The following is a 25,158-nucleotide window of genomic DNA, read 5'->3' as shown; positions in this document are numbered from 1 at the left end:
GCCAAGCAGCATTCCGTCTGAGGCTGCTCAGGCGGAATGCCCATATGCAGAATTAAAAACACACAACAGGCCGTCTGAAAGGGCCATTGGAGACACAAAATGATTATTGATGTAAAAGTACCTATGCTGTCTGAAAGCGTATCTGAAGGCACGCTCTTGGAATGGAAGAAAAAAGTTGGCGAAGCAGTTGCCCGTGACGAAATCCTGATCGATATCGAAACTGACAAAGTGGTTTTGGAAGTACCTTCTCCACAAGCCGGCGTATTGGTTGAAATCGTAGCGCAAGACGGTGAAACCGTTGTTGCCGACCAAGTTTTGGCGCGCATCGATACAGCTGCTACTGCCGCTGCTGAAGCCCCAGCCGCCGCGCCTGCCGAAGCAGCCCCAGCTGCCGCTCCTGCTGCTGCACAAAACAACGCCGCTATGCCTGCTGCCGCCAAACTGGCTGCCGAGACCGGTGTTGACGTGAACGCATTGCAAGGTTCTGGCCGTGACGGTCGCGTATTGAAAGAAGACGTACAAAATGCCGCTGCCAAACCTGCCGCAGCCGCTGCTCCTGCTGTTGCACTTCCTGCCGGCGCACGTCCTGAAGAACGCGTACCAATGAGCCGCCTGCGTGCCCGTGTTGCAGAACGCCTCTTGGCTTCTCAACAAGAAAACGCCATTTTGACTACATTCAACGAAGTCAACATGAAACCGATCATGGACTTGCGTGCGAAGTACAAAGATAAATTCGAGAAAGAACACGGCGTAAAACTGGGCTTTATGTCCTTCTTCGTTAAAGCCGCTGTTGCCGCCCTGAAAAAATACCCGGTTGTGAATGCTTCTGTTGACGGCAAAGACATCGTGTACCACGGCTACTTCGACATCGGTATCGCAATTGGCAGCCCACGCGGTTTGGTTGTGCCAATCCTGCGCGATGCCGACCAAATGAGCATTGCCGACATTGAACAAGCAATTGTTGATTATGCGAAAAAAGCAAAAGACGGCAAAATCGCTATCGAAGATCTGACCGGCGGTACATTCAGTATTACCAACGGTGGTACTTTCGGTTCTATGATGTCTACCCCGATCATCAACCCGCCTCAATCTGCGATTTTGGGTATGCACGCCACTAAAGAGCGCGCCGTGGTTGAAAACGGCCAAGTTGTTGTCCGTCCAATGATGTATCTGGCTCTGTCTTACGACCACCGTATCATTGACGGCCGCGAAGCTGTATTGACCTTGGTAGCCATTAAAGACGCGTTGGAAGATCCAGCTCGCCTGTTGTTGGATCTGTAATCGTTTCAGACGGCCTTTTATTTGTTAATGAAAAGGCCGTCTGAATTTTTATTTAGATGTAGCGTAATGTAGTATCGTGCTACAATAGGCTCAACGAACGATTGAGGCCGTCTGAAACATTTGATTCGAATGAATCGACAGATATGGACTTTCAGACGGCCTTTTCTTAAAACCATCAAAACGCAGTCATTCAAAATAAAAAAGAAACAAAAAGTATCGTTTTTATTTTGAGATACTGCAAAAAGCAAAGGATGACACGATGTCTCAATATGATGTAGTAGTGATTGGTGCTGGCCCGGGCGGATACGTTGCCGCCATCCGTGCCGCGCAACTGGGTTTCAAAACCGCTTGCGTCGACGCAGGCGTTAACAAAGCAGGCAATGCCCCTGCATTGGGCGGTACTTGCTTGAACGTAGGCTGTATCCCTTCTAAAGCCCTGTTGCAATCCAGCGAACATTTTCACGCTGCGCAACACGATTTTGCCGAGCACGGTATCACTGTCGGCGACGTAAAATTCGACGCAGCCAAAATGATTGAGCGCAAAGATGCCATCGTGACCAAGCTGACCGGCGGCGTGAAATTCCTGTTCCAAAAAAACAAAGTAACCAGCCTGTTCGGTACTGCTTCCTTTGCCGGTAAAAATGGCGATGCCTACCAAATCGAAGTCGATAACAAAGGCGAGAAAACCGTTATCGAAGCCAAACACGTCATCGTAGCGACCGGTTCCGTACCGCGTCCGCTGCCACAAGTCGCTATCGACAATGTGAACGTGTTGGACAACGAAGGCGCATTGAACCTGACCGAAGTGCCTGGCAAACTCGGCGTAATCGGTTCCGGCGTGATTGGTTTGGAAATGGGTTCCGTATGGAACCGCGTGGGTGCAGAAGTTACCATTCTTGAAGCTGCGCCGACCTTCTTGGCTGCCGCCGACCAACAAATCGCAAAAGAAGCCTTCAAATACTTCACCAAAGAGCAAGGCTTGAGCATTGAATTGGGCGTGAAAATCGGCGACATTAAATCTGAAGGCAAAGGCGTTTCCGTTGCTTACGAAACTGCTGCCGGCGAAGCCAAAACCGAAGTATTCGACAAACTGATCGTTGCCATCGGTCGTATTCCAAACACCAAAGGCCTGAACGCCGAAGCAGTAGGCTTGGAAAAAGACGAGCGCGGCTTTATCAAAGTAGATGGCGAATGCCGTACCAACCTGCCTAACGTATGGGCAATCGGCGACGTGGTTCGCGGCCCGATGTTGGCACACAAAGCCAGCGACGAAGGCGTTGCCGTTGCCGAGCGCATTGCCGGTCAAAAACCGCATATCGACTTCAACAACGTGCCGTTCGTGATTTACACCGACCCTGAAATCGCTTGGGTGGGTAAAACCGAAGAGCAGCTCAAAGCCGAAGGCGTGGAGTACAAAAAAGGTACTTCAGGTTTCGGTGCAAACGGTCGCGCATTGGCAATGGGCAAAGCTAAAGGTACGGTTAAAGTATTGGCAGATGCCAAAACCGACCGCATCTTAGGCGTACACATGATTGGTCCGGTTGTCAGCGAATTGGTTACCGAAGGCGTGACTGCGCTCGAATTCTTCGCCAGCAGCGAAGACATCGCCCGCATTATCCATGCCCACCCAACTTTGTCCGAAGTGGTTCACGAAGCTGCATTGGCGGCCGACAAACGCGCTTTACACGGTTGATAGACATTAAGGCCGTCTGAAATTTTTCAGACGGCCTTAAGGCCTTCGACAAATTGAATGTTCCGAGCGCTTCGTTTTCTGATTTATAATTCAGTCAGACAAACACACAGCATTTACATTCATTATGAACAAAGAAATAGTCGGTATTTTCTTTATACCGGCGGGCATCATCAGCATGTGTATGGCCGCATTGTGGCAGATGTATGTGATGATGACCGAAACTTATACGCTCAACCGTTTCAAAGATAAAGAATTGGTTTGGCGCGTGGCATTGTTGTTTATCAGTTTCAGCCTTGCCGTTTATCTGCTCTGCCCGAATTCGCGTAAAAAAGGCATTGTCTTTTTTATTCTCGGAGGAGGCGGCGCAACCATGTATCTGCTGGCGCGGATGTGGTTGCCCTTCAGTAAATAGTAGGGCCGTCTGAAAATATGGGATTGGCCGCAGGGCGATTCCTAAAACCCACTCACCTTAAGGAGAAATCCATGAATTTACACGAGTATCAGGCTAAAGAACTGCTGGCTAGCTACGGTTTGCCCGTACAAGGCGGTATTTTGGCACACAACGGCGAAGAAGCCGCTGCAGCTTACGACAAATTGGGCGGCAAATTCGCTGTTGTCAAAGCACAAGTACACGCCGGCGGCCGCGGTAAAGCGGGCGGCGTAAAAGTCGTTAAAAGCCGCGAAGAAGCTAAAGAAGTGGCTGAAAGCCTGATTGGCACCAACTTGGTAACTTACCAAACCGATGCCAACGGCCAACCTGTCAACAGCGTTTTGGTTTGCGAAGACATGTATCCGGTTCAAACCGAGCTGTACTTGGGCGCAGTGGTTGACCGTTCTACCCGCCGCGTTACATTCATGGCTTCTACCGAAGGCGGCGTGGAAATTGAAAAAGTTGCTGCCGAAACTCCAGAAAAAATCTTCAAAGTAACCGTTGATCCGCTGGTCGGCCTGCAACCTTGCCAAGCTCGCGAAGTTGCTTTCCAACTGGGCTTGAAAGATAAACAAATCAACGAGTTCGTCAAACTGATGACCGGCGCGTACAAAGCGTTTATCGAAAACGACTTCGCACTGTTTGAAGTAAACCCATTGGCAGTCCGTGAAAACGGCGACTTGGCTTGCGTGGACGGCAAAATCGGTATCGACAGCAACGCGCTCTACCGCCTGCCAAAAATCGCTGAATTGCGCGACAAATCTCAAGAAAACGAACGTGAGCTGAAAGCTTCCGAATTCGACCTGAACTATGTTGCCCTGGAAGGTAACATCGGCTGTATGGTGAACGGTGCCGGTTTGGCGATGGCCACTATGGACATCATCAAACTCAAAGGCGGCCAACCTGCCAACTTCTTGGACGTTGGCGGCGGCGCAACCAAAGACCGCGTGGTTGAAGCGTTCAAACTGATTCTGGAAGACAAATCCGTTAAAGGCGTATTGATCAACATCTTCGGCGGTATCGTACGTTGCGACATGATTGCGGAAGCCATCGTGGCAGCCGTTAAAGAAATCAACGTCAACGTTCCTGTCGTTGTTCGTTTGGAAGGTAACAACGCCGAACTCGGCGCGAAAATCCTGAACGAATCAGGTCTGAAACTAACTTCTGCAGACGGCCTGAATGACGCAGCCGAAAAAATTGTTGCAGCCGTAAACGCCTAAGGAGAAAAGAATGAGCGTATTGATTAATAAAGACACCAAAGTATTGGTTCAAGGTTTCACCGGTAAAAACGGTACTTTCCACTCCGAACAAGCTCTGGCTTACGGCACTAAAGTTGTCGGCGGCGTTACCCCGGGTAAAGGCGGTCAAACCCACCTGAACCTGCCTGTGTTCAACACCATGAAAGAAGCCGTTAAAGAAACCGGCGCGGACGCATCTGTAATTTACGTTCCCGCTCCGTTTGTTTTGGATTCTATCGTTGAAGCCGTTGATTCCGGCGTAGGCTTGGTCGTTGTGATTACCGAAGGCGTACCGACTCTGGACATGCTCAAAGCCAAACGCTACTTGGAAACCAACGGTAACGGTACCCGTTTGGTCGGCCCTAACTGCCCGGGCGTGATTACTCCGGGTGAGTGCAAAATCGGCATTATGCCGGGCCACATTCACACTCCGGGCCGCATCGGCATCATTTCCCGTTCCGGTACATTGACTTACGAAGCCGTGGCACAAACCACCAAACTGGGCTTGGGTCAATCAACCTGTATAGGTATCGGCGGCGACCCGATTCCTGGTATGAACCAAATCGACGCACTGAAACTCTTCCAAGAAGACCCAGATACCGACGCCATCATCATGATCGGTGAAATCGGCGGTACTGCGGAAGAAGAAGCAGCAGAATACATCCAATCCAACGTAACCAAACCTGTTGTAGGTTACATCGCCGGTGTTACCGCTCCTAAAGGCAAACGTATGGGCCACGCCGGTGCGATTATTTCCGGCGGTAAAGGTACTGCTGAAGAAAAATTCGCCGCTTTCGAAAAAGCCGGTATCGCTTACACCCGCAGCCCTGCCGAGTTGGGCACTACCATGCTGGAAGTGTTGAAAGCAAAAGGTTTGGCATAAGACTTAAGTCTTTAAGCTGAATTGAAAAGGCCGTCTGAAGTTTTCAGACGGCCTTTTTTAATTTCATTGGGTTGTTTTCGTTATAGGAACTTAATTTAAATTAACGTTTATTTGGAAATAAATGGTTATAATACTATTAACAGATAAACAATCTGTAATCATATCAATCTATAGGAGAGTAGTATGAAAAAACATAATTTTGAAAAACGTCGTGATGCTTTGTTGGAAGATATCCGAGAAGTAATGGATGATGTGGACGAACTGTACCGCAATGGTGTTGAAGCCGGTTCGGAAGAGGGTAGTAAAATTCGCGCTAAATTGGAAGCAAAATTGGCAGAAGCCAAAGAGCGTTTTAGCAGCTTCGAAGAAGAAATTAGTGAACGATTTAAAGATGGTAAAGAGCTTTTTTCCGAATTAGAGTCAGATGCTGGTGCACGCTTGAAACGCGGTGCCAAACAAGCTGATGAAGTGGTGCATGAAAAACCATATTATGCAATGGGTTTTGCCGCATTGGCCGGTTTGGTTGTCGGTGTGTTGTTGAACCGCCGTTAATGCGAATATGTTAAGGCCGTCTGAACAGGTGTGTATATGAAATCATGGATTTCATTGCGCCGTGCAGACGGCCTCTGCCTTATGTTTTCCTGAAAAAAAGGATAGTTAAGATGGGAATTCGCCAGCGTTTTGAACATGGCAAGGCTTTGTTGAATCAGGGCGCGGATTTGCTGTTGCTGCGTTTGCAGGTATTGAGCTTGGATTTGACGCGTCAGGCGGAGAATGTGTTCCGGTTGGCGATTTGGCTGGTGTTGTCCGGCGCGCTGTTGATGGTGGGCTTGGTCGGTTTGCTGTTCGGCTTGAACCGCGTGCTGTCGGATGTGGCCGCTTTGTGGGTGTTTTTCGGCATTTTCTTTGTAAGCCTGCTGATTATTGCCGTATTGTTCCGCAAAGTATCGGCAGATTATCGGGAGCAGGGCAGTCGTGTGGCTGAAACCTTGCAGGATATTCGATCGGATATTGCGTATTTGCGCGGTGAGATAGACAAGGATACGGACGATGAAGCGACAGGAGTATGAAGAAGAGCGTGAGCTGCTGCTTTTAGAGGCTAAGCTGGTGCGGCTGCGGATTGAAGCGGAAAATTTGAAACTGCGTAAAGCGGAAGAAAGCAAAACACGACAGGGCAATCAGTTGATTAAGCTCGCAGATGTGGCGTATCAGTTGAGCCAAACGCGTTTGCTGTCTCAACGCTCTTTGTTCTCTACATCACGCCGTCGGCATTGGATTTGGCTAGTGTTGGCGGTCATACTGGGTTTGTCGAGATAATCGAGGGCAGTGGTTTGGTCTAAATGATATTTGTGGCGAGTTGTTGGCTCGTGTGAGCCGCTGGTTGAGGACGCTGCGTCATTGTGTTGCCGAAACTGAAACTTTATCTATGTTGAGTATTTTTTACAAAAGACACCGGCCGTCTGAACATTTCAGACGGCCTCAATGTTTGGAGTTTCAGATATAATGGCGGCAATTTTAAAATTATTAAATGAAGGATAAGTGATGAACCGTTTGTATCCCCACCCGATTATCGCCCGTGAGGGCTGGCCGATTATCGGCGGCGGTTTGGCTTTGAGCCTGCTGGTGTCGATGTGCTGCGGCTGGTGGTCTTTGCCGTTTTGGGTGTTTACCGTATTTGCCCTGCAGTTTTTCCGCGACCCTGCGCGTGAAATTCCGCTAAATCCTGAGGCGGTGTTGAGTCCGGTTGACGGCCGTATCGTGGTGGTTGAGCGCGCACGCGATCCGTATCGTGATGTCGATGCTTTGAAAATCAGTATTTTTATGAACGTGTTCAACGTGCATTCGCAAAAATCGCCTGCCGATTGTACGGTAACGAAAGTGGTCTATAACAAAGGCAAATTCGTGAATGCGGATTTGGACAAAGCCAGCACGGAAAACGAACGTAATGCGGTTTTGGCGACTACGGCTTCAGGTCGTGAAATTACTTTTGTTCAAGTGGCCGGTTTGGTGGCGCGCCGTATTTTATGCTACACCCAAGCAGGTGCGAAACTGTCTCGCGGCGAACGCTATGGCTTTATCCGCTTTGGTTCGCGCGTGGATATGTATCTGCCTGTCGATGCGCAGGCGCAAGTGGCGATTGGCGATAAAGTTACCGGCGTCAGCACTGTATTGGCGCGTTTGCCGCTGACTGCGCCGCAAGCTGAATCTGAGCCTAAAGCCGCAGCTCCACAAGCCACGCCAGTTTCACAAGCGACTCCGGCTTCTCAAGCTGCTCCGGTTGAAACAGTGGCAAGCCAATCTACCGAACAACAGCAAATCGAAGCAGCGGCGGCTAAAATTCAAGCGGCTGTGCAAGATGTATTGAAAGATTAATAGTCAGTTTTAAATGATTGGTTAAAACAAGAAAAAGGTTTTCAGACGGCCGTCTGAAAACCTTTTTTGTTTGCCTGTCCGATTTTAAAACTTCACGTTCACGCCGCCGGTAAAGCTGCGACCCATTTGAGGCGTATCAGAGAGGAAGCTGCTGTGGGCGTAAACGGATTGGTTGAGCAGGTTGTCGGCTTTGACGTACCAATTCCACTCACCATAGCGCGTATTGCGGCGGTAGTTTGCACCAAGGTTGAGCATATGGTGTCCGGGCGTGCGCGTTTCGTAGCGGGCGAGTTTGTTTTGGGCGAACACACGGTAGTAGTCCAAATTGGCATCGATGCGGTCGGTCAGTGCGGCTTTCAGATGGACGCCGAGGCGCGCAGCCGGAACGCGAGGGGCGTTTTGGTTATCCTGTGCGATGAAAGGACGGTTGCCGTAGGCATCTTCCCTGCCGGGTAGGGAAGGCAGGTTTTTCAGACGGCCTCGTACATAGTCGCCGGAAACGCCGATGCGGTAGCGCGGTGTCGGTTTGAAGTAGATTTCGCCTTCCGCGCCGTAGAAGTCGGCGCCGGATTGGTTGTAGCGCACGAGCTTCATTTCGCTGTCGTCTTCGATGGATTTGGGACCGCGTCCGTCGTTTAAGGTTTGGGCGTAAATGTAGTTGCCGAAGCGGTTGCGGTAGAGTGCCAGATTGTATTGCCAGCGGTCGCCTTCGTAGCCCAGTGCGAGTTCGATATTGTTGGAACGCTCTTTGTTGAGGTGTTTGTTGCCGACTTCAAAGGTGTTGGTAGCGACGTGCTTGCCGTGTGCGTACAGCTCTTGCGTTGACGGCAGGCGTTCCTGATGGGATGCGGTCAGGCTGAGTTTGTGTTGGGGCGTGAAATACCAGTTGCCCGAAAGTGCGAACGAACGGGCGGTTTGGCGGTGCGCACCGAGGTCGGGCAGGGGCTGGTTATAGTAGTTTTCCCGATCAATCAATGCTTTGTCGTACTGGATGGAGGCTTTTTGTTTTTCCACGCGTACGCCGCCTTCGAGCGTGAAGTTGTCCCAGTTTGCCTGTTCTACACCGAAAAAGCTGTAATGGCGCACATTGTTGTCAATCAACATCGGTTGTTGGACGGTTTCGGGAATGGCGGAAAGCGCGCTGGATTTTTGTCCCAAATATTGCACGCCCCAGCTGCCTTTCAGACGGCCTATAGGTTGGTGGCGCAACTCGATACGGGCGTTGTGTGTTTTGTTGTTGAAGAAGTTTTCTACTGCATCGCCTGCTTTTTCGTCGTGGTGGTAGTCGTTGCGGTTCAGATGTACGCGCAGGGCTTCAAAACCGGGGAGAGGCAGCTTCCATTCGGCGCGGAGTTCGTAGCGTTTGTTGCGCAGGTCTATCCACGGTTTGCCGTTGTGGGCATGGGCGTGTGCATCATCGTCGTCGTGAAAGCCGCAGCTCAAGCCCGGATTGTCGTAATCGACGTCTTCTTCGGTCAATAGGTGCGGATAAAGCTGCAAATAGCGTTTGTTAATCAAACTTTTCTGCCAGATGATGTCGGCGTGGCAGTCGTCATAGAGATGGCTGTGGGCAGGCAGGCCGTAGCGGTCGCGACGGTCGCTGTACGCTACGCCGAGAAAACCTTTATCCCCAACCCAAGACAGGCCGATGCTGCCTGTTTTTGAATCGGCATGGCTGTCGGTCAGTCGTTTCAGACGGCCTTCTTCTTTTTGATAGCGCGGTACGGCATAATCGCCCGATTTGCGGTACAAGCCTTCGGTATGCAGCACGAAGTTGTTGCCCAGTCCGATATTGATGCCTGCGGATGTTAGTTTTTCCAAATTGCCGCTGCTCAAACGCAATCCAGCTTCGCCCGATACGCCGTTTTCAGGCATTTTTTCGGGGATTTTGCCATCGGCAACATCGACCAAACCGGCTACATTGCCCGAGCTGTACAAGAGCGTAACCGGGCCGCGCAGGATTTCGACCTGTTGCGACAAGGCGCTGTCCACCATCAGGGCATGGTCTGGCGAGAAGTCCGCCATGTCGCCCGTTTCGCCGTGATGGTTCAACACTTTAATCCGTCTGCCCGTCTGCCCGCGAATGACAGGAGCGGATGCGCCGCCGCCGTATTGCGAAGCATGAATGCCCGGTACGCCGTCCAAAGCATCACCCAAGTTGACGGCTTTTTGGCGCAAGGTATCGCCGGAGATGATTTTGTCGGAGGCGGTCGAAGCGTGCAGCAGCCCCGACGTTGCGCGCGGACGGCTTTTGCCGACGACGGTAACCTCGTCCAAGTCAACCGACTGCTCGGTTTCATGCGCTTGGGAGAGGATGGGGGTGCTGATTAAAAGAATAGATAAAACAATGGGCTTGAGTGTGGTTTGTGTCATTTTAGTTTCTCATCATATTTCGAAAGGCTGTTATTATATAACATTGCGTCATTTATATGATAAGATTTTTGAGAAAAAAGGCCGTCTGAAAACGAAGCGTGGTTTTCAGACGGCCTTTGTCTTGTATGCAGGTTTAAATGAAAATGGAACAATCTTTCTGCTGCCTGGTTTTATTAAGACAGAAAATCACGGCAGATTATTTGCTTTCATTGAAAGCATTACTTGGTTTCGGCGGCTTTAGCACCTGCGGTTTCTGCAATCAAATCCAAGAATACCAACGGTTTTTTGCCGATATTTTTCAACGCATGGGACTGGCCGGGGCGGGCGATGGTAATGTCGCCGGCGCCGACTTCGGTTTGTTTGCCTTCGCTGTCGGTAAACAGACCTTTGCCGGATACGATGATGTAAACATCTTCATTGCCGGTGTGTTTGTGCTGACCGATGGAAGCGCCCGGCGGTAATGTGAGCCAGCCGATTTCTTTGAATGCGTCTTGGTCGGCGGTTTGATGGCGCGTGAAGGCAAAGCTGCCGAGCAACGGGCCTTGGCCTCCGGCTGCGTTTTCGCGGTTCCATTCTGCCAAGTCGGCTTTTTTGTACACTTGGATGCTGCGGTCGGTGGAGGTGGTTTGTTCGGCGGCTTGAGCGTTTAGAGATGTGCCGAGCAGAAGGGCGACAGATAATGCGGCAAATAGTGGTTTCATGGCGGTTCTCCGTTTGTCAGGTTGAGTCAGATAATGCGGATTCCGTTTTCAGACGGCCTGCGGGGTTGAAACGATTAACCCCGCAGGCTTCCCCCAAGATTTATTTCACGTTGCGCAGATAGTTCAACAATAATGGAACAGGGCGGCCGGTCGCGCCTTTTTCACCGCCGGATTTCCATGCGGTACCTGCGATGTCGAGGTGTGCCCACGGGTAGTCTTCGGTGAAATAAGACAGGAAGGTGGCGGCGGTAATCGTGCCTGCGCCGGGCGTGCCGATGTTGGGAATGTCGGCGAAGTTGGACTTGAGTTGGTCTTTGTAGGTCTCAAAGAGCGGCAGTTGCCATGCTTTGTCGTCCACGTTGCGGGAAGCGGCCAGCAGGCTGTCGACCAAATCTTGATTGTTGCCCATCACGCCGCTGACGTCATGACCCAAGGCGATGATGCACGCGCCGGTCAGAGTGGCAACGTCGATGACGGCTTTAGGTTTGAATTGCTCGGCGTAAGTGAGTGCGTCGCACAAAATCAGACGGCCTTCGGCATCGGTGTTCAACACTTCGATGGTCAAGCCTTTCATGCTTTTCACGACGTCGCCCGGTTTGTTGGCTGCGCCGGAAGGCATGTTTTCACAAGTGGCGACGATGGCAATCAGGTTGATCGGCAGTTGCAGTTTGACGGCGGCGCAGAAGGTACTGATGACGGTTGCCGCGCCACACATGTCGAACTTCATTTCGTCCATGTTCAGGCCGGGTTTGAGGGAGATGCCGCCGGTGTCGAAGGTAATGCCTTTGCCGACCAATACCACAGGCGCGGCTTCTTTGTCGGCCGCACCGAAATAGCTCAGTTCGACCAAATATGGATCCTCAACGCTGCCTTTGGCGACAGACCAGAACGAACCCATATTTTCTTTGATGTAGTCTTTTTCAATGATTTTGGCGTGTGCGCCCAGTTTTTCAGCTTCGGCTTTGGCGGTACGCGCGAGGAATTCAGGCGTGCATTCGTTCGGTGCCGCATTGCCCAAGTCACGGCAGAGGCTTTGTCCGTAAACTTGCGCTTCGGCGACGCGCAGGGCTTCTTTGACGGCGGCTTCGTGTGCAGTGTAAAACACGGCTTCTGCAAATTTGGCCGGTTTGGCTTCTTTTTTATAGCGGTCGAAACGGTAGGCGGCGTTGCCGAACGCGATGGCGAAGGCTTCGGCAACAGCTGCTGCTTGCGCTTCTTCAAAGGCATGAACGTCCACATTGACCGTTTCTTGGTTTTGCGCCCATTTGGCGGCTTCGGCGGCGGCTTTGTTCAGCGCGGCGCGGTCGGTTTTTTGGAGGCGGGCGACGGCAATGGCTTGCAAACCGTTGTCCGTCGGGATTTTGGCGTCGGCGAAATTTTGACCTTCTTCAAGGGAAGCGAAGAGGGCGAGGGCAGTCGGGTTGCTCAGTTGCGATGCTTCGGCGCAGACAAATAATTGCGCACCTGCCTGTTGAGCCTGCAAAGTTTCGGCTTTTGTGCTAAATTTCACGTTTATTCTCCTGATTGGAACGGTTGTCGGTTATTCAGACGGCCTGTTGACCAACCGTCCGAACAGATGAAAATCATTGTACTCCATTTGTGTCATGCCGTCTGAAGCCTTATGAATAAATATGGGTTTCCCATAAACCGTAGACCACGCTCAATCTTATGATTTACCAAAGAAACTTTATTAAAGAACTTTCCTTTACCGCCGTCGGCATCTTTGTCGTCCTCTTGGCGGTATTGGTGTCCACGCAGGCGATCAACCTGCTTGGCCGCGCAGCCGACGGGCGTGTCGCCATCGATGCCGTGCTGGCCTTGGTCGGCTTCTGGGTCATCGGCATGACGCCGCTTTTGCTGGTGTTGACCGCATTTATCAGCACGCTGACCGTATTGACCCGCTACTGGCGCGACAGCGAGATGTCGGTTTGGCTTTCCTGCGGATTGGCATTGAAACAATGGATACGCCCGGTCATGCAGTTTGCCGTGCCGTTTGCTATTTTGATTGCCGTCATGCAGCTTTGGGTGATGCCGTGGGCAGAGTTGCGCAGCCGCGAATATGCCGAAATTTTGAAGCAGAAACAGGAATTATCTTTGGTGGAAGCCGGCGAGTTCAATAACTTGGGCAAGCGCAACGGCAGGGTTTATTTTGTCGAAACCTTCGATACCGAATCCGGCATCATGAAAAACCTCTTCCTGCGTGAGCAGGACAAAAACGGCAACGACAACATCGTTTTTGCCAAAGAGGGCAATTTTTCGCTGACCGACAACAAACGCACGCTTGAATTGCGCGACGGCTACCGTTACAGCGGTACGCCCGGCAAAGCCGATTACAACCGCGTTTCTTTCCAACACCTCAGCCTGATTGTCAGCACCACGCCCAAACTCATCGACCCTGTTTCACACCGCCGTACCATTCCGACCGCACAACTGATTGGCAGCAGCAATCCCCAACACCAAGCGGAATTGATGTGGCGCATTTCGCTGACCGTCAGCGTTTTGTTGCTCTGCCTGCTTGCCGTGCCGCTTTCCTATTTCAATCCGCGCAGCGGCCATACCTACAATATCCTGATTGCCATCGGTTTGTTTTTGGTTTACCAAAACGGGCTGACCTTCCTGCGCAATGCTGTGGAAGACGGCAAAATCCATTTCTGGCTCGGACTGCTGCCTATGCACATCATCATGTTCGTGATTGCCGTCGTCCTGCTGCGCGTGCGCAGTATGCCTAGCCAACCCTTCTGGCAGGCGGTTGGCAAAAGTCTGACATTGAAAGGCGGAAAATGAACCTGATTTCACGTTACATCATCCGTCAAATGGCGGTTATGGCAGTTTACGCCCTCCTTGCCTTCCTCGCTTTGTACAGCTTTTTTGAAATCATCAACGAAGTCGGCGATCTTGGAAAAGGCAGCTATAACGGCGCAAAATTGGGGCAGTATGTTTTAATGCAGATGCCTGCGCGCGCATATGAACTGATGCCGCTTGCCGTTTTGATCGGCGGCCTGATTTCCCTCAGCCAGCTGGCTTCCGGCAGCGAACTGACCGTCATCAAAGCCAGCGGCATGAGCACCAAAAAGCTGCTGTTGATTCTGTCGCAGTTCGGTTTGATTTTCGCCATTGCCACCGTCGCGCTCGGCGAATGGGTTGCCCCCACGCTGAGCCAAAAAGCCGAAAACATTAAGGCCGCCGCCATCAACGGCAAAATCAGTACCGGCAATACCGGCCTTTGGCTGAAAGAAAAAAACAGCATTATCAACGTGCGCGAAATGTTGCCCGACCATACCCTGCTGGGCATTAAAATTTGGCAGCGCAACGATAAAAACGAACTGACCCAAGCGGCAGAAGCAGAATCCGCCGTTTTGAATCCTGACGGTAGCTGGCAGCTGAAAAACATCCGCCGCAGCATATTGGGCGAAGATAAAGTCGAGGTTTCCACTGCCGCCGAAGAAAACTGGCCGATTTCCGTCAAGCGCAACCTGATGGACGTATTGCTCGTCAAGCCCGACCAAATGTCTGTCGGCGAATTGACCACCTACATCGACCATCTGGAAAAAAACAACCAAAATACCCAAGTCTATGCCATCGCATGGTGGCGCAAGCTGGTGTATCCCGTTGCCGCATGGGTGATGGCGCTTGTTGCCTTCGCCTTTACGCCGCAAACCACGCGCCACGGCAATATGGGCTTGAAACTCTTCGGCGGTATCTGCCTCGGTTTGCTGTTCCACTTTGCCGGACGGCTCTTCGGCTTTACCAGCCAGTTGTACGGCGTGCCGCCGTTTTTGGCAGGCGCATTGCCGACGGTTTTGTTTGCACTGTTGGCGGTGTATCTGATACGCCGTCAGGAAAAAAGATAAGGCAAAATAAACTTCAGGCCGTCTGAAAGGCAATCTTCAGACGGCCTGAGTATTTTGTGTGCAAAAAACAAAATGCTAAAGTAAAATAATACCTTTCCAAACCAATGCGGCTATTGAAAATGTCCCAAACCATCTGCTTGAATATGATTGTCAAAAATGAAGCGGCAATTATCGAAGAAACACTGGCCAACATCACCGACCACATCAAACTTGACTACTACGTCATCAGCGACACCGGCTCGACCGATGATACTGCCGGCGTGATCCGCCGCTTTTTCAATGCAAAGGGCATCGCGGGCGAGATTCATCATGATGGTTGGCAAAATTTTGCATACAACCGTAATCAGGCTTTGAAACACGCAAAAGACAAAACCGATTACGTGTTGATTTTTGATGCGGACGACCGCTTTGAAGGTAAATTGGAATTGCCCGAGCTGACCGCCGACCGCTACCGCCTTCGCATGAGAAATGCCATGGGCAGCGTGGTTTATTACCGTCCGCTGTTGTTGCGCAATGACGGAACATTCTACTGGCGCGGCGTGTTGCACGAATTTATCGAAACCGACAAACAAGATGCCAGCGAAGCCACGCTTCATGGCGACTATACGGTTCTCAGCGGCCGTTTCGGCGCACGCAGCAATATGGCGAACAAATACCTGCTTGACGCCGTTTCTTTGGAAAAAGCGTTTTACAGTCCTGAAGATGAAGACCTGAAACCGCGTTACGCCTTTTATGCGGCGCGTTCTTATTGGGATTCTGATATGCCCGAGCGTGCGAGCGAATGGTTTAAAAAACGTATCGAGTTGGGCGGTTGGATCGAGGAAGTAACGGTTTCTTACCAACAGCTGGGCGAGTGCTACAAATTAATGGGCAAACGCGATGAAGCCTTGGCGACTTGGTTGGCAGGCTACGATTACAACCCGCACCGTGCCGAGTGTCTCTACCTCGCGCAAACCATGCTGCGTCAGGAAGGAAAATACCGCATTTCCCATGCGATTGGCCTGATGGCGAAACGCATTCCTTTCCCGAACGACGATATTCTTTTTGTCCAAAGCAATGTTTATCAGTTGGACATCGACTATGAATTGTCGGTTACCGCCTATGCGGCCGGCGATTTGCGCCAAGGCTATGAGTCTTGCCGCCACTTGCTCTTGCTTAATGTACGCGAGGCATTGACCACGGTGACCATGCAAAATATGTGGCTCTACCGCGAATACGCGCAAACCGAAACGCGCGAAGTATTGGAGCAGCTGGTGGCCGTAATGCAGCCTTATGCCGCGCAAGGCGGACGTTTGGCAGAAGTGACCGAATATTTTGCCGATATTTTGAAAAACCGTTAATCAGCACTTTGACCCAGCCGTCAGGCCGTCTGAAAGGAAATTTTTTGAGCAAGCGCAATCTGTTTTCCGTCGATAAATCTTTGGAGCAGCCCGAACGAGTCCTCTTGGTCGGCGTGATGTTGACGGCGGACTATTCCGGCGCGAACGAAACGCGCGAACGCGGCTTTCAGACGGCCTTGACCGAAGCGGCAGAATTGGTGAGCGCGGCCGGCGGTGATTTGGTTTCTATCGAAACTTCACGCCGCGACAAACCGCATCCGGCTTTGTTTGTCGGTACGGGCAAGGCGGAAGAGTTGGCGGCAGTGGTCAAGCAGCATGATGTCGGGCTGGTCGTGTTTAACCACGAACTCACGCCGACACAAGAGCGTAATCTGGAAAAAGAGCTTCAATGCCGCGTACTCGACAGAGTGGGTTTGATTTTGGCGATTTTTGCCAAACGCGCCCAATCGCAGGAAGGTAAGTTGCAGGTGGAGTTGGCTCAGTTGAACCATTTGAGCGGACGGCTGATACGCGGTTATGGACACCTGCAAAGTCAGAAGGGCGGTATCGGCTTGAAAGGGCCGGGTGAAACCCAGTTGGAAACCGACCGCCGCTTAATCGGACAAAAAATCACGGCATTGAAAAAACAGCTTGCCGATGTCCGCAAACAACGCGCCACGCGCCGCAAATCGCGCATGAGCGGCCGTCTGAAAACCTTTGCCATTGTCGGCTATACCAATGCCGGAAAATCCAGCCTGTTCAACCGCTTGACCAAAGCGGACGTATTGGCGAAAGACCAGTTGTTCGCTACTTTGGATACTACTGCGCGCCGGCTTTTCCTGTCGCATGAGGCAAGCGTGATTTTGACCGATACCGTCGGCTTCGTCCGCGATTTGCCGCACAAACTGGTGTCGGCGTTTTCCGCCACCTTGGAAGAGACGGCGATGGCGGATGTGCTATTGCACGTCGTTGATGCGTCCAATCCCGATTTTGAACGGCAGATGGACGATGTCAACGAAGTTTTGGAAGAAATCGGCGCGCATGAAATTCCGCAATTGGTGGTGTACAACAAAATTGATTTGCTGCCGTCGGGTATGCGTGAAGCAGGCATTTTGCGCGACAATTCCGGGCATGCCGTCGGCGTGAATGTTTCCGTTGTCGAAAGTTTGGGCTTGGACGGTTTGCGCGAAGCGATGATTGAATTGGCTATACAACCAAATGCTTGATAGTATGGAATGAAACAAGGCCGTCTGAATGTTCAGACGGCCTTACCGTAAAATTTTAAATCCGAGGATTATGCCGACAGAGGGCTTTTCTTTTTGAACACGCTTTCGTAAAGCATCCAAGCGGCGAGGCTCAGGTATACGGTGCTGGACAAAATGCCGATAACGGCAAAAATAGGCATAAGGCGATCAATCATGGTGAGGTTTCCCAATAAGTTAGTTTTATAAGTAAATGTGTGTTTTTTATTTCCGTCTTCGCGGAATGGCTAAAGTATGCTGCTTAAATGGACTGAGGTCAATAAAAAACATATTTGAATTTTTAAAAAAGTTCCATTTTTACATTAAAATAATTGGAAGTTTTTAAAGATAAACGGTATTTATATGTTACCGTTCATCATCTGATAAACGGTCAATACTTTGTTTTCCATATTTTTTACAAAGTCCGACAGTCTGTTAATTCAAAATTGAATGAAAAGAGGCGGAAAAACGCTTTTTGCTAAAATGTAACACCCTGGGACGGTTGTTTCAGGCCGTCTGAAAAATAAATCGAACACGTTATGACATCTTCCACACATCCCCAAAAAAACTGTTTCCATTGCGGGCTTGAAGTCCCGGATCATCTGCATCTGACGGTTCGTTTTGAAGACGAAGAACACGAAACCTGCTGCGCCGGCTGCCAAGCAGTGGCGCAGAGTATTATTGATGCCGGTTTGGGCAATTATTACAAACAGCGTACTGCAGATGCAGAAAAATCTGAATTACCGCCACCGGAAGTGTTGTCGCAATTAAAGCTGTACGATTTGCCCGAAGTACAGGCGGACTTTGTCGAGGTCGGCGCAGGGGATGAACGCGAGGCGGTGTTGATGCTGGGCGGCATTACCTGCGCCGCGTGTGTGTGGCTGATTGAGCAGCAGTTGTTGCGCATGAAGGGCGTAGTGCGCGTGGATTTGAATTACAGCACACACCGCTGCCGCGTGTTGTGGGACAGCGCCCACATCGAATTGTCGGACATTTTGCTGAAAATCCGCCAAACCGGTTATACCGCCGCGCCTTATGATGCGCAAAAAATCGAAGCGCAGGCTCAGAAGGAACGCAAACAGTTTATCGTCAGATTGGCCGTAGCCGGTCTGGGTATGATGCAGACGATGATGTTTGCCCTGCCGACTTATTTTTACGGCGGCGACATCGAGCCGCTTTATTTGGAAATCTTGCATTGGGGCGGCTTTTTGATGGTGTTGCCCGTTGTATTTTACAGCGCGTTGCCGTTTTACCGCGGCGCATGGCGCGACTGGAAAAACCGCCGTGTCGGCATGGATACGCCGATTGCCATTGCCATTGTGATGACCTTTATCGCCGGTATTTACAGCTTGGCCACCAACGCAGGGCAGGGCATGTATTTTGAATCCATCGCCATGCTGTTGTTTTTCCTGTTGGGCGGGCGTTTTATGGAACAGATTGCCCGACGCAAAGCAGGCGATGCGGCGGAGCGGTTGGTCAAACTGGTTCCGGCATTCTGCCACCGTTTGCCGTCTTATCCGGAAAGTGATGACATCGAGGAAGCCGCAGTCGTCCGCCTCAATATCGGCGATACGATTGTTGTGAAGCCCGGCGAAGTCATTCCGGTGGACGGTACGGTTTTATCCGGCGAGAGTGAAGTTAACGAAGCCATGTTGACCGGCGAAAGTCTGCCCATCGTGAAAAGGCCGTCTGAAAAAGTAACCGCCGGCACGCTCAACACCAGTAGCCCTTTAATCATCCGCACCGACCATACCGGCGGCAACACGCGCCTGTCCCATATCGTCAAACTGCTCGACCGTGCGCTGGCGCAAAAACCGCGTGCCGCCGAGTTGGCCGAAAAATACGCGTCCAGTTTTGTGTTTGGCGAACTCTTGCTTGCTATTCCCGTTTTTATCGGCTGGGCTTGGTATGCCGACGCGCACACAGCCTTATGGATTACCGTTGCCCTGCTGGTCATCACCTGCCCCTGTGCCTTGTCGCTTGCCACACCGACCGCGCTGGCTGCTTCTACCGGTGCGCTGGCCAAAGACGGCATTCTCATCAGCGGCAAACAAAGCCTGGAAACGCTTGCCCAAATTGACGATGTCGTGTTCGACAAAACCGGTACGCTGACCAAAGGGCAGCTTTCCGTCAGCCGTATGTTGTCAGCAGGCCGTCTGAACGAAGTCCAAGCCCTTGCCGTTGCCCAAGCATTGGAACAGCAATCCGAACACCCCATCGCCCGTGCCATTTTGAACCATACGCTTTCAGACGGCCCTGTATCCGCGCTTGATGTGAAAGTACAGCAACGGGTCAGCCGTATCGGACATGGCGTCAGCGCGCAAATCGAATTTGATGGCGAAACCCAAGTTTGGGCTTTGGGCAAAGCGGCGTTTGTTTCGGAAATCTCCGGTCATCTGCCCGAAGCCTTTGCCCATATCGACCACACAGGCGGCATTATTTTCTTGGGCAATCAAAGAGGTTTTCAGACGGCCTTTTTATTGGAAGACCAAATCAAAGACAGCGCCGCTGAAATGTTGCAAAACCTGAAACAACACGGCATCCGTCTGCACCTTTTAAGCGGCGACCGTCAAGCCGCCGTAGACCAAGTCGCGAAAGAGCTGGGATTGGATGCCTATCGTGCCGAAGCCACGCCTGAAGACAAGCTGGCTTATGTGGAAAATCTGCAAAAACAAGGGCGTAAAGTCATGATGATCGGCGACGGGATTAACGATGCCCCCGTCCTTGCCCAAGCAGACGTATCGGCAGCCGTGGCAACGAGTGCCGATGTGGCGCGAGATGGTGCGGATGTGGTTTTGCTCAATGATGATTTGAACGTTTTGCCCGTGATGATGGAACAGGCACGCCGCACCCATCAAATTATCCGCCAAAACCTGACTTGGGCTAGCGCATACAATCTGGTTGCCGTTCCGCTGGCCGTGTTTGGTTACGTTACCCCGTGGATCGCCGCGCTCGGCATGAGTTTCAGCTCGCTGCTGGTGTTGGGCAATGCCTTGAGATTGTTGAAAACCAAAAAGGCCATCTGAAAACGGCAAATCCATTGCCTAAACGAAAGAATACGCTATGCCTAAAGCCACTTTTTATACACACGTCGCCCAGCCGGCTGCCTTTGCCTGCCGCCTGATTGCGCGCGTCATACGCGATGGTGGGCAGATTTTGGTGTGGTCGGATTCTGCTGCGGCAGTGCAGCAACTCGACATTGATTTGTGGCAGCAGATTCCCGAAAGCTTTATTCCGCATGAAGTCTGGCTGCCTACCGACCCCATGCCGTCTGAAACGCCGGTATTGCTTGCGTTTGGAAATGCATTGCCGAATATTCCGCAGGATTGCACGGTTTTGAACCTGTCGGCCGATTTCTGGAGCCAAGCCCCGGCCATTCCAAACCGTATCCTTGAAATTGTCGGCAACAGCTTAGAAGATTTGGCCGAAGCCCGAGACCGTTTTCGAGCTTATCGTCAGAGCGGATTTGAGATTGAGCATTTTTCGAGAGAAGGGAAGGATTGAGTGTTGGAGATATTCAAGGCCGTCTGAATATAAACAAAGGGACATTTTGATGATGTCCCTTTCTGCTATTTATTGGAAACAATAGGCTTATTGGGAGTATTTTTTGCCTAAAGCTTCGGCAGCTTTTTGTACTTCTTGATTGGCTGCACGCAGGGTTTCTTGCAATTTTTGAGATTTTTCTTGGAAATCATTGGCAAATTTGAGTGAATCTTTATCTTTGCCGTTGATAGTCAGCTCAGAAGCATGCTTACCTGCATAAATCATCAGGTTGTTGGCAGCACTGCTGACTTGTATAGTTCGGTCTAAAACTGCTTTGATTTCAGGATCTTTGATATCGAGGGCAGCTGCGCTCTGATGGAATTGCTCCAGTGCATCAGTCAATTTTTTCATCTGCTCTAAAGTCTCGGCTTCTTTACCTTGGCTGGCCAGTTGTTGCAATTCTTGTCCCATTTTGCCGATGTTTTGTGCTTCTTCACCGGTGGTGAAATGAATGAATTTTTGTAATTCGGCAAGACCTTCTGGAGATTTTTTATCGGAAATGACGATAGGTTCGGCCAGTTTAGGATCTGCTTCCGGGAATTCGCTCAGGGCTTTTTCGTATTTGTTGGCCGGGCTAGATTCGCTTTGGGCAACTTGTTCTGCCGGTTTGTCGCTGCTGCCTTTATTGCCGGAGTCACCGCAGGCTGTCAGCAGGGAAGCGGTCAAGATCAGCATACCGAATTTGTTTAATACGTTCATATTAGGATTCCTTCTTAAGTTAGGGGAAAATTGGGGGAAATTTGTTTTTATTGATGAGCGTAGATAATTATTTGTGCTTTTGTCCTATTTTATTACAAATTTGTTTATTTTCCTTAAATTAGGTTAAGTGGTATGTTTTTGGAATTAAACGGCGAAGATGGATGGTTGTAAAATATTGAACATATAATGAAATTAACAAGGGTAATAATAAGGCAAGCTGTGCTGTTTTGAATTAAAGTAGATTTTTTTATTAAGATGTTGTTGATTTATGTAATGGAAATAAAAAAGGCCGTCTGAAACAATAAAGTTTCAGACGGCCTTTTGATTGGCTGGAATTAGTTGCCTAAGTCGAATGCTTTATGCAGAACGCGGGTGGCCAGTTCCATGTATTTTTCGTCAATCAGGACGGATACTTTGATTTCGGAAGTTGAAATCATTTGGATGTTGATGCCTTCTTCTGCGAGGGTGCGGAAGATTTTGGCAGCTACGCCGACGTGTGAACGCATGCCCAAGCCGACTGCGGAGACTTTGCATACGGTGTCGTCGCCGTCGATGTAAGCGGCGCCGATGCTGTCTTGGCGTTGTTGCAGCAGTTCGATGGTTTGTTTGTAGTCACCGCGTGGGACGGTGAAGGAGAAGTCGGTTGTGCCTTCGCTGCCGACATTTTGGATGATCATGTCGACTTCGATGTTGGCATCGGCAACAGCGCCGAGGATTTGGTAGGCAACGCCGGGTTTGTCAGGTACGCCGCGTACGTTGATGCGTGCTTGGTTTTTGTCGAATGCGATACCGGTTACGGCTGCTCTTTCCATGTTGTCGTCCTCTTCAAAGGTAATCAGGGTGCCGTTGCCGCCATCTTGCAGGCTGCTGAGTACGCGCAGGCGCACTTTGTATTTTCCGGCGAATTCTACGGAGCGGATTTGTAAAACTTTTGAGCCAAGGCTGGCCAATTCGATCATTTCTTCGAATGTGATCGTGTCCATGCGGCGTGCTTCGGGTACGACGCGCGGGTCGGTGGTGTAAACGCCGTCCACGTCGGTGTAAATTTGGCATTCGTCGGCTTTGAGGGCTGCGGCGATGGCAACGGCAGAGGTGTCCGAACCGCCACGGCCGAGGGTTGAGATATTGCCTTCGCTGCTGATGCCTTGGAAACCGGCTACGATAACGACTTTACCGGCGGCCAAATCGGCACGCATTCTTTCGTCGTCGATGTTTTCGATGCGGGCTTTGGTGTGGGAAGTGTCGGTTTGGAGGGCGACTTGCCAGCCGGTGTAGCTTTTGGCGTCAACGCCGATGTCTTTCAGCGCCATGGCCAGTAGGCCGATGGTCACTTGTTCGCCGGTAGCGAGAACGACGTCGAGTTCGCGCGGATCGGGATGCTCTTGCATTTCGTGCGCCAGTGCGACCAGTCGGTTGGTTTCGCCGCTCATGGCGGATACGACGACTACGATGTCGTGTCCTTCGGCGCGGGCTTTGGCGACACGTTTGGCTACGTTTTTGATGCGTTCTGGCGAGCCTACTGATGTGCCGCCGTATTTATGTACGATTAACGCCATGTTTCGTGCTTTCTTGTGGGGGTTATCGGGCAGCTTGGTTTGCTGGAAAAAGGGTTATTATTACTATTTTTTACATGGAATTCAAGGATGGAACGCGCTTTTTTGAGTAAATACGCATAAAGGGGTTTGGTTAAAAAAGGCCGTCTGAAAGTTTTCAGACGGCCTTGCTGATTATCGGGCTAAAAGGGCGGCCTGCTGGTGTTGGACTAATTCGGCAATGCCTTTATGCGCGAGGGCAATGAGTTTGCCCAATTCTTCGATGCTGAACGGTGCGCCTTCGGCCGTACCTTGGATTTCGATGATTTTGCCGGATGCGGTCATGATGATGTTGACGTCGCTGTCGCAGCCTGAGTCTTCGGGATAGTCCAAGTCCAAAAGCGGTACACCACCCACCACGCCGGCGGAAACGGCGGCAACGGCTTCACGGATGGGGTTTTCGCTGATAAGGCCGTCTGAAAGGAGTTTGTCCACGGCGATTTGCAGGGCAACGTAGGCGCCGGTAATGGAGGCGGTACGCGTGCCGCCGTCGGCTTGGATGACGTCGCAGTCAATCAGGATTTGGCGTTCGCCGAGTTTTTCCATATCGACGACGGCGCGTAGAGAGCGGCCGATCAAGCGTTGGATTTCTTGTGTGCGTCCGGATTGTTTGCCCGCGGCGGCCTCGCGGCGCATACGGGAGGCGGTGGAAGCCGGCAACATACCGTATTCGGCCGTTACCCAGCCTTGTTCTTTACCGCGCAGGAAGGGTGGGACATTTTCGTCGATGGAGGCAGTGCAAATCACTTTGGTATTGCCGCACTCGATAAGGCAGGAGCCGTCGGCGTGGGGGAGAAAATTGGGCGTAATTTTGATGTTGCGCAGGCTGTCGGCGGCGCGGCCGGTGCGGGTGTAGTTACTCATGATGAACCTTTGGGGGGAATAAAAAATAGGTTGCCTTGAATTATAGAGGAATTTGGCACCAAAGGCCGTCTGAAAATCGTCGGTCGGGTGTGTTATAGTGTCCATACTTTCACTCGTATTTGGAAACGGAGTAAAACCATGGCTACAAGACGAACTATTCAAATCCACAGCATGACCGGCTTTGCCAATGCCGCAGGCGAATGCGGCGGCAAGCGGATTAATTTGGAAATCCGCGCGGTCAACCATCGTTATTTGGATGTCCAATTCCGTATGCCGGAAGAGTTGCGCTATTTGGAAGGTGCGTTGCGCGAACAGATTGCCGCGGCTGTGGCTCGCGGTAAACTGGAATGCCGTGTTCAGCTGCAAGATGCGGCTTCTGGCGGTCAGACTTTGGAGGTCAATCAGGACTTGGTCGCACAGCTGGCGAAGTTGAACAAAGAATGGCGCAAGGAACACAATTTCGGCAAGCTGAGCGTGGCCGATGTTTTGCGTTTCCCCGGCGTTTTGGCAGGGCAGGGCGAAGACGCCGAGGCCTTGGCGAAAGGTGTCAAAGATTTATTGACCGGCGCGTTGAAAGAGTTCACGGCTGCCCGCAAACGTGAAGGCAAAAAACTGGGCGAGCACCTGCTGCAACGTCTGGACGGCATGGAAGAGATTGTGGATGCTTTGAACGAACTGTTCCCAAGCCTGCTGCAGGCGCATATGGACAAAGTCAAAGCCCGTTTGGCAGAAGCCGTCGGCAATATCGACAACGACCGCTTGCAACAGGAATTTGCTTTATTCATCCAAAAATCCGATGTGGATGAGGAATTCAGCCGTTTGCGCACCCATATCGCCGAAGTACGCCGCATCGTTACCGAAGGCAAGGGCAGCGTAGGGAAACGTTTGGATTTCCTGATGCAGGAGCTCAACCGCGAGGCCAACACTTTGGGCAGCAAAGCCATCGCTGCCGAATGCACGCAAGCTTCGGTAGAACTGAAAGTCTTAATCGAACAAATGCGCGAACAGGTTCAAAATATCGAATAAATCGATAACGAACAGATAAAACAAGGCCGTCTGAAAACTTTCAGACGGCCT

Annotated in this window: 23 protein-coding genes; 16 read left to right on the top strand and 7 right to left on the bottom strand. The window is 51.2% G+C overall.

Translation table 11 applies throughout. The annotated features are described in order from the left end of the window. Positions 1-99: 99 nt before the first annotated feature. The 9 genes from odhB to HMPREF3047_RS08515 all read left to right on the top strand — a co-directional run bounded on the left by odhB (position 100) and on the right by HMPREF3047_RS08515 (position 7,898). Complete coding sequence (odhB, locus tag HMPREF3047_RS08555; RefSeq protein WP_063075931.1) at positions 100-1,281, top strand: 2-oxoglutarate dehydrogenase complex dihydrolipoyllysine-residue succinyltransferase; 1,182 nt, start codon at positions 100-102, stop codon at positions 1,279-1,281. Positions 1,282-1,540: 259 nt separating this feature from the next. Beyond that, positions 1,541-2,974 carry a dihydrolipoyl dehydrogenase gene (gene lpdA / locus HMPREF3047_RS08550; RefSeq protein ID WP_070583641.1) on the top strand — a complete coding sequence of 478 codons (1,434 nt, stop codon included), beginning with the start codon at positions 1,541-1,543 and terminating at the stop codon, positions 2,972-2,974. A gap of 124 nt (positions 2,975-3,098) precedes the next feature. Then, positions 3,099-3,386 carry a hypothetical protein gene (locus tag HMPREF3047_RS08545; RefSeq protein ID WP_002242554.1) on the top strand — a complete coding sequence of 96 codons (288 nt, stop codon included), beginning with the start codon at positions 3,099-3,101 and terminating at the stop codon, positions 3,384-3,386. 17 nt (positions 3,387-3,403) lie between these two features. Continuing rightward, positions 3,404-4,624 carry an ADP-forming succinate--CoA ligase subunit beta gene (gene sucC, locus HMPREF3047_RS08540; protein ID WP_307777547.1) on the top strand — a complete coding sequence of 407 codons (1,221 nt, stop codon included), beginning with the start codon at positions 3,404-3,406 and terminating at the stop codon, positions 4,622-4,624. A gap of 10 nt (positions 4,625-4,634) precedes the next feature. Next, entirely contained in the window at positions 4,635-5,525 is an 891-nt protein-coding gene (gene sucD, locus HMPREF3047_RS08535; RefSeq protein ID WP_002221113.1) for a succinate--CoA ligase subunit alpha, read from the top strand. A gap of 183 nt (positions 5,526-5,708) precedes the next feature. After that, positions 5,709-6,077 carry an ElaB/YgaM/YqjD family protein gene (locus tag HMPREF3047_RS08530; protein ID WP_070608049.1) on the top strand — a complete coding sequence of 123 codons (369 nt, stop codon included), beginning with the start codon at positions 5,709-5,711 and terminating at the stop codon, positions 6,075-6,077. Between the two features lie 110 nt (positions 6,078-6,187). Beyond that, the gene (locus HMPREF3047_RS08525) at positions 6,188-6,595 is read left to right on the top strand and encodes a phage holin family protein (RefSeq protein WP_049330957.1); all 408 of its coding nucleotides are present in this window, start codon (positions 6,188-6,190) and stop codon (positions 6,593-6,595) included. Next, positions 6,576-6,842: a hypothetical protein gene (locus HMPREF3047_RS08520; protein ID WP_070608048.1), complete on the top strand. Its 267-nt coding sequence runs from the start codon at positions 6,576-6,578 to the stop codon at positions 6,840-6,842. Before HMPREF3047_RS08525 ends, HMPREF3047_RS08520 begins: the two co-directional genes overlap by 20 nt. 225 nt (positions 6,843-7,067) lie before the next feature. Continuing rightward, a complete protein-coding gene (locus HMPREF3047_RS08515) occupies positions 7,068-7,898 on the top strand; it encodes a phosphatidylserine decarboxylase (RefSeq protein ID WP_070713373.1) in 831 nt (276 codons plus the stop codon). Positions 7,899-7,982: 84 nt separating this feature from the next. Here HMPREF3047_RS08515 and znuD read toward each other — a convergent pair whose 3' ends face one another. From znuD to HMPREF3047_RS08500, 3 genes are all read right to left on the bottom strand, one after another. Continuing rightward, positions 7,983-10,271, bottom strand: coding sequence for a TonB-dependent zinc receptor ZnuD (gene znuD, locus HMPREF3047_RS08510; RefSeq protein ID WP_070713369.1), 2,289 nt, complete (start codon positions 10,269-10,271; stop codon positions 7,983-7,985). Positions 10,272-10,489: 218 nt separating this feature from the next. After that, complete coding sequence (locus HMPREF3047_RS08505; RefSeq protein ID WP_070713367.1) at positions 10,490-10,972, bottom strand: cupin domain-containing protein; 483 nt, start codon at positions 10,970-10,972, stop codon at positions 10,490-10,492. Positions 10,973-11,072: 100 nt separating this feature from the next. After that, positions 11,073-12,482, bottom strand: coding sequence for a leucyl aminopeptidase (locus HMPREF3047_RS08500; RefSeq protein ID WP_070713365.1), 1,410 nt, complete (start codon positions 12,480-12,482; stop codon positions 11,073-11,075). Between the two features lie 158 nt (positions 12,483-12,640). Here HMPREF3047_RS08500 and lptF point away from each other — a divergent pair, with 158 nt between their 5' ends. From lptF to hflX, 4 genes are all read left to right on the top strand, one after another. Further along, positions 12,641-13,756, top strand: coding sequence for an LPS export ABC transporter permease LptF (gene lptF / locus HMPREF3047_RS08495; protein WP_070713362.1), 1,116 nt, complete (start codon positions 12,641-12,643; stop codon positions 13,754-13,756). Continuing rightward, on the top strand, positions 13,753-14,823 hold the full coding sequence (gene lptG, locus HMPREF3047_RS08490; protein WP_003745632.1) for an LPS export ABC transporter permease LptG: 1,071 nt from the start codon (positions 13,753-13,755) through the stop codon (positions 14,821-14,823). Before lptF ends, lptG begins: the two co-directional genes overlap by 4 nt. Before the next feature lie 119 nt (positions 14,824-14,942). Continuing rightward, a complete protein-coding gene (locus tag HMPREF3047_RS08485) occupies positions 14,943-16,163 on the top strand; it encodes a glycosyltransferase (protein WP_283122344.1) in 1,221 nt (406 codons plus the stop codon). A 44-nt stretch (positions 16,164-16,207) separates the two neighbouring features. Beyond that, complete coding sequence (hflX, locus tag HMPREF3047_RS08480; protein WP_070713359.1) at positions 16,208-17,368, top strand: GTPase HflX; 1,161 nt, start codon at positions 16,208-16,210, stop codon at positions 17,366-17,368. A 68-nt stretch (positions 17,369-17,436) separates the two neighbouring features. Here hflX and HMPREF3047_RS11605 read toward each other — a convergent pair whose 3' ends face one another. Then, a complete protein-coding gene (locus HMPREF3047_RS11605) occupies positions 17,437-17,562 on the bottom strand; it encodes a hypothetical protein (RefSeq protein ID WP_003678791.1) in 126 nt (41 codons plus the stop codon). A 360-nt stretch (positions 17,563-17,922) separates the two neighbouring features. On the opposite strand from HMPREF3047_RS11605, the gene HMPREF3047_RS08475 reads away from it, so the two are divergent. Further along, a complete protein-coding gene (locus HMPREF3047_RS08475; protein WP_070713358.1) occupies positions 17,923-20,409 on the top strand; it encodes a heavy metal translocating P-type ATPase in 2,487 nt (828 codons plus the stop codon). 37 nt (positions 20,410-20,446) lie between these two features. Then, entirely contained in the window at positions 20,447-20,887 is a 441-nt protein-coding gene (locus HMPREF3047_RS08470) for a DNA polymerase III subunit chi (protein ID WP_070713355.1), read from the top strand. Positions 20,888-20,974: 87 nt separating this feature from the next. Here HMPREF3047_RS08470 and HMPREF3047_RS08465 read toward each other — a convergent pair whose 3' ends face one another. From HMPREF3047_RS08465 to rph, 3 genes are all read right to left on the bottom strand, one after another. Beyond that, positions 20,975-21,625, bottom strand: coding sequence for a hypothetical protein (locus tag HMPREF3047_RS08465; RefSeq protein ID WP_070713353.1), 651 nt, complete (start codon positions 21,623-21,625; stop codon positions 20,975-20,977). A 335-nt stretch (positions 21,626-21,960) separates the two neighbouring features. Then, on the bottom strand, positions 21,961-23,181 hold the full coding sequence (locus HMPREF3047_RS08460; protein ID WP_004519299.1) for an aspartate kinase: 1,221 nt from the start codon (positions 23,179-23,181) through the stop codon (positions 21,961-21,963). A 171-nt stretch (positions 23,182-23,352) separates the two neighbouring features. Next, on the bottom strand, positions 23,353-24,081 hold the full coding sequence (gene rph / locus HMPREF3047_RS08455) for a ribonuclease PH (RefSeq protein ID WP_070713348.1): 729 nt from the start codon (positions 24,079-24,081) through the stop codon (positions 23,353-23,355). A gap of 138 nt (positions 24,082-24,219) precedes the next feature. Here rph and HMPREF3047_RS08450 point away from each other — a divergent pair, with 138 nt between their 5' ends. Next, positions 24,220-25,107 carry a YicC/YloC family endoribonuclease gene (locus tag HMPREF3047_RS08450; protein ID WP_283122345.1) on the top strand — a complete coding sequence of 296 codons (888 nt, stop codon included), beginning with the start codon at positions 24,220-24,222 and terminating at the stop codon, positions 25,105-25,107. The last annotated feature ends 51 nt before the right edge of the window (positions 25,108-25,158 follow it).

Source organism: Neisseria sp. HMSC075C10 (assembly GCF_001815615.1).
In the GTDB taxonomy this organism is placed as follows: Bacteria; Pseudomonadota; Gammaproteobacteria; order Burkholderiales; family Neisseriaceae; genus Neisseria; species Neisseria subflava_A.
Note: the sequence above shows the minus strand (reverse complement) of the source record. Positions and strands in the feature narration are given on the sequence as shown.

Excerpts from the sequence above, each read along its gene's own strand:
- lptF (WP_070713362.1), top strand. The coding sequence starts at position 12,641 with ATGATTTACCAAAGAAACTTTATTAAAGAACTTTCCTTTACCGCCGTC.
- HMPREF3047_RS11605 (WP_003678791.1), bottom strand. The coding sequence starts at position 17,562 with ATGATTGATCGCCTTATGCCTATTTTTGCCGTTATCGGCATTTTGTCC.
- HMPREF3047_RS08525 (WP_049330957.1), top strand. The coding sequence starts at position 6,188 with ATGGGAATTCGCCAGCGTTTTGAACATGGCAAGGCTTTGTTGAATCAG.
- HMPREF3047_RS08505 (WP_070713367.1), bottom strand. The coding sequence starts at position 10,972 with ATGAAACCACTATTTGCCGCATTATCTGTCGCCCTTCTGCTCGGCACA.
- HMPREF3047_RS08530 (WP_070608049.1), top strand. The coding sequence starts at position 5,709 with ATGAAAAAACATAATTTTGAAAAACGTCGTGATGCTTTGTTGGAAGAT.
- sucD (WP_002221113.1), top strand. The coding sequence starts at position 4,635 with ATGAGCGTATTGATTAATAAAGACACCAAAGTATTGGTTCAAGGTTTC.
- znuD (WP_070713369.1), bottom strand. The coding sequence starts at position 10,271 with ATGACACAAACCACACTCAAGCCCATTGTTTTATCTATTCTTTTAATC.
- sucC (WP_307777547.1), top strand. The coding sequence starts at position 3,404 with ATGGGATTGGCCGCAGGGCGATTCCTAAAACCCACTCACCTTAAGGAG.
- HMPREF3047_RS08515 (WP_070713373.1), top strand. The coding sequence starts at position 7,068 with ATGAACCGTTTGTATCCCCACCCGATTATCGCCCGTGAGGGCTGGCCG.
- HMPREF3047_RS08485 (WP_283122344.1), top strand. The coding sequence starts at position 14,943 with ATGTCCCAAACCATCTGCTTGAATATGATTGTCAAAAATGAAGCGGCA.
- rph (WP_070713348.1), bottom strand. The coding sequence starts at position 24,081 with ATGAGTAACTACACCCGCACCGGCCGCGCCGCCGACAGCCTGCGCAAC.
- odhB (WP_063075931.1), top strand. The coding sequence starts at position 100 with ATGATTATTGATGTAAAAGTACCTATGCTGTCTGAAAGCGTATCTGAA.
- HMPREF3047_RS08475 (WP_070713358.1), top strand. The coding sequence starts at position 17,923 with ATGACATCTTCCACACATCCCCAAAAAAACTGTTTCCATTGCGGGCTT.
- lptG (WP_003745632.1), top strand. The coding sequence starts at position 13,753 with ATGAACCTGATTTCACGTTACATCATCCGTCAAATGGCGGTTATGGCA.
- HMPREF3047_RS08470 (WP_070713355.1), top strand. The coding sequence starts at position 20,447 with ATGCCTAAAGCCACTTTTTATACACACGTCGCCCAGCCGGCTGCCTTT.
- HMPREF3047_RS08460 (WP_004519299.1), bottom strand. The coding sequence starts at position 23,181 with ATGGCGTTAATCGTACATAAATACGGCGGCACATCAGTAGGCTCGCCA.
- HMPREF3047_RS08465 (WP_070713353.1), bottom strand. The coding sequence starts at position 21,625 with ATGAACGTATTAAACAAATTCGGTATGCTGATCTTGACCGCTTCCCTG.
- HMPREF3047_RS08545 (WP_002242554.1), top strand. The coding sequence starts at position 3,099 with ATGAACAAAGAAATAGTCGGTATTTTCTTTATACCGGCGGGCATCATC.
- lpdA (WP_070583641.1), top strand. The coding sequence starts at position 1,541 with ATGTCTCAATATGATGTAGTAGTGATTGGTGCTGGCCCGGGCGGATAC.
- HMPREF3047_RS08450 (WP_283122345.1), top strand. The coding sequence starts at position 24,220 with ATGGCTACAAGACGAACTATTCAAATCCACAGCATGACCGGCTTTGCC.
- HMPREF3047_RS08520 (WP_070608048.1), top strand. The coding sequence starts at position 6,576 with ATGAAGCGACAGGAGTATGAAGAAGAGCGTGAGCTGCTGCTTTTAGAG.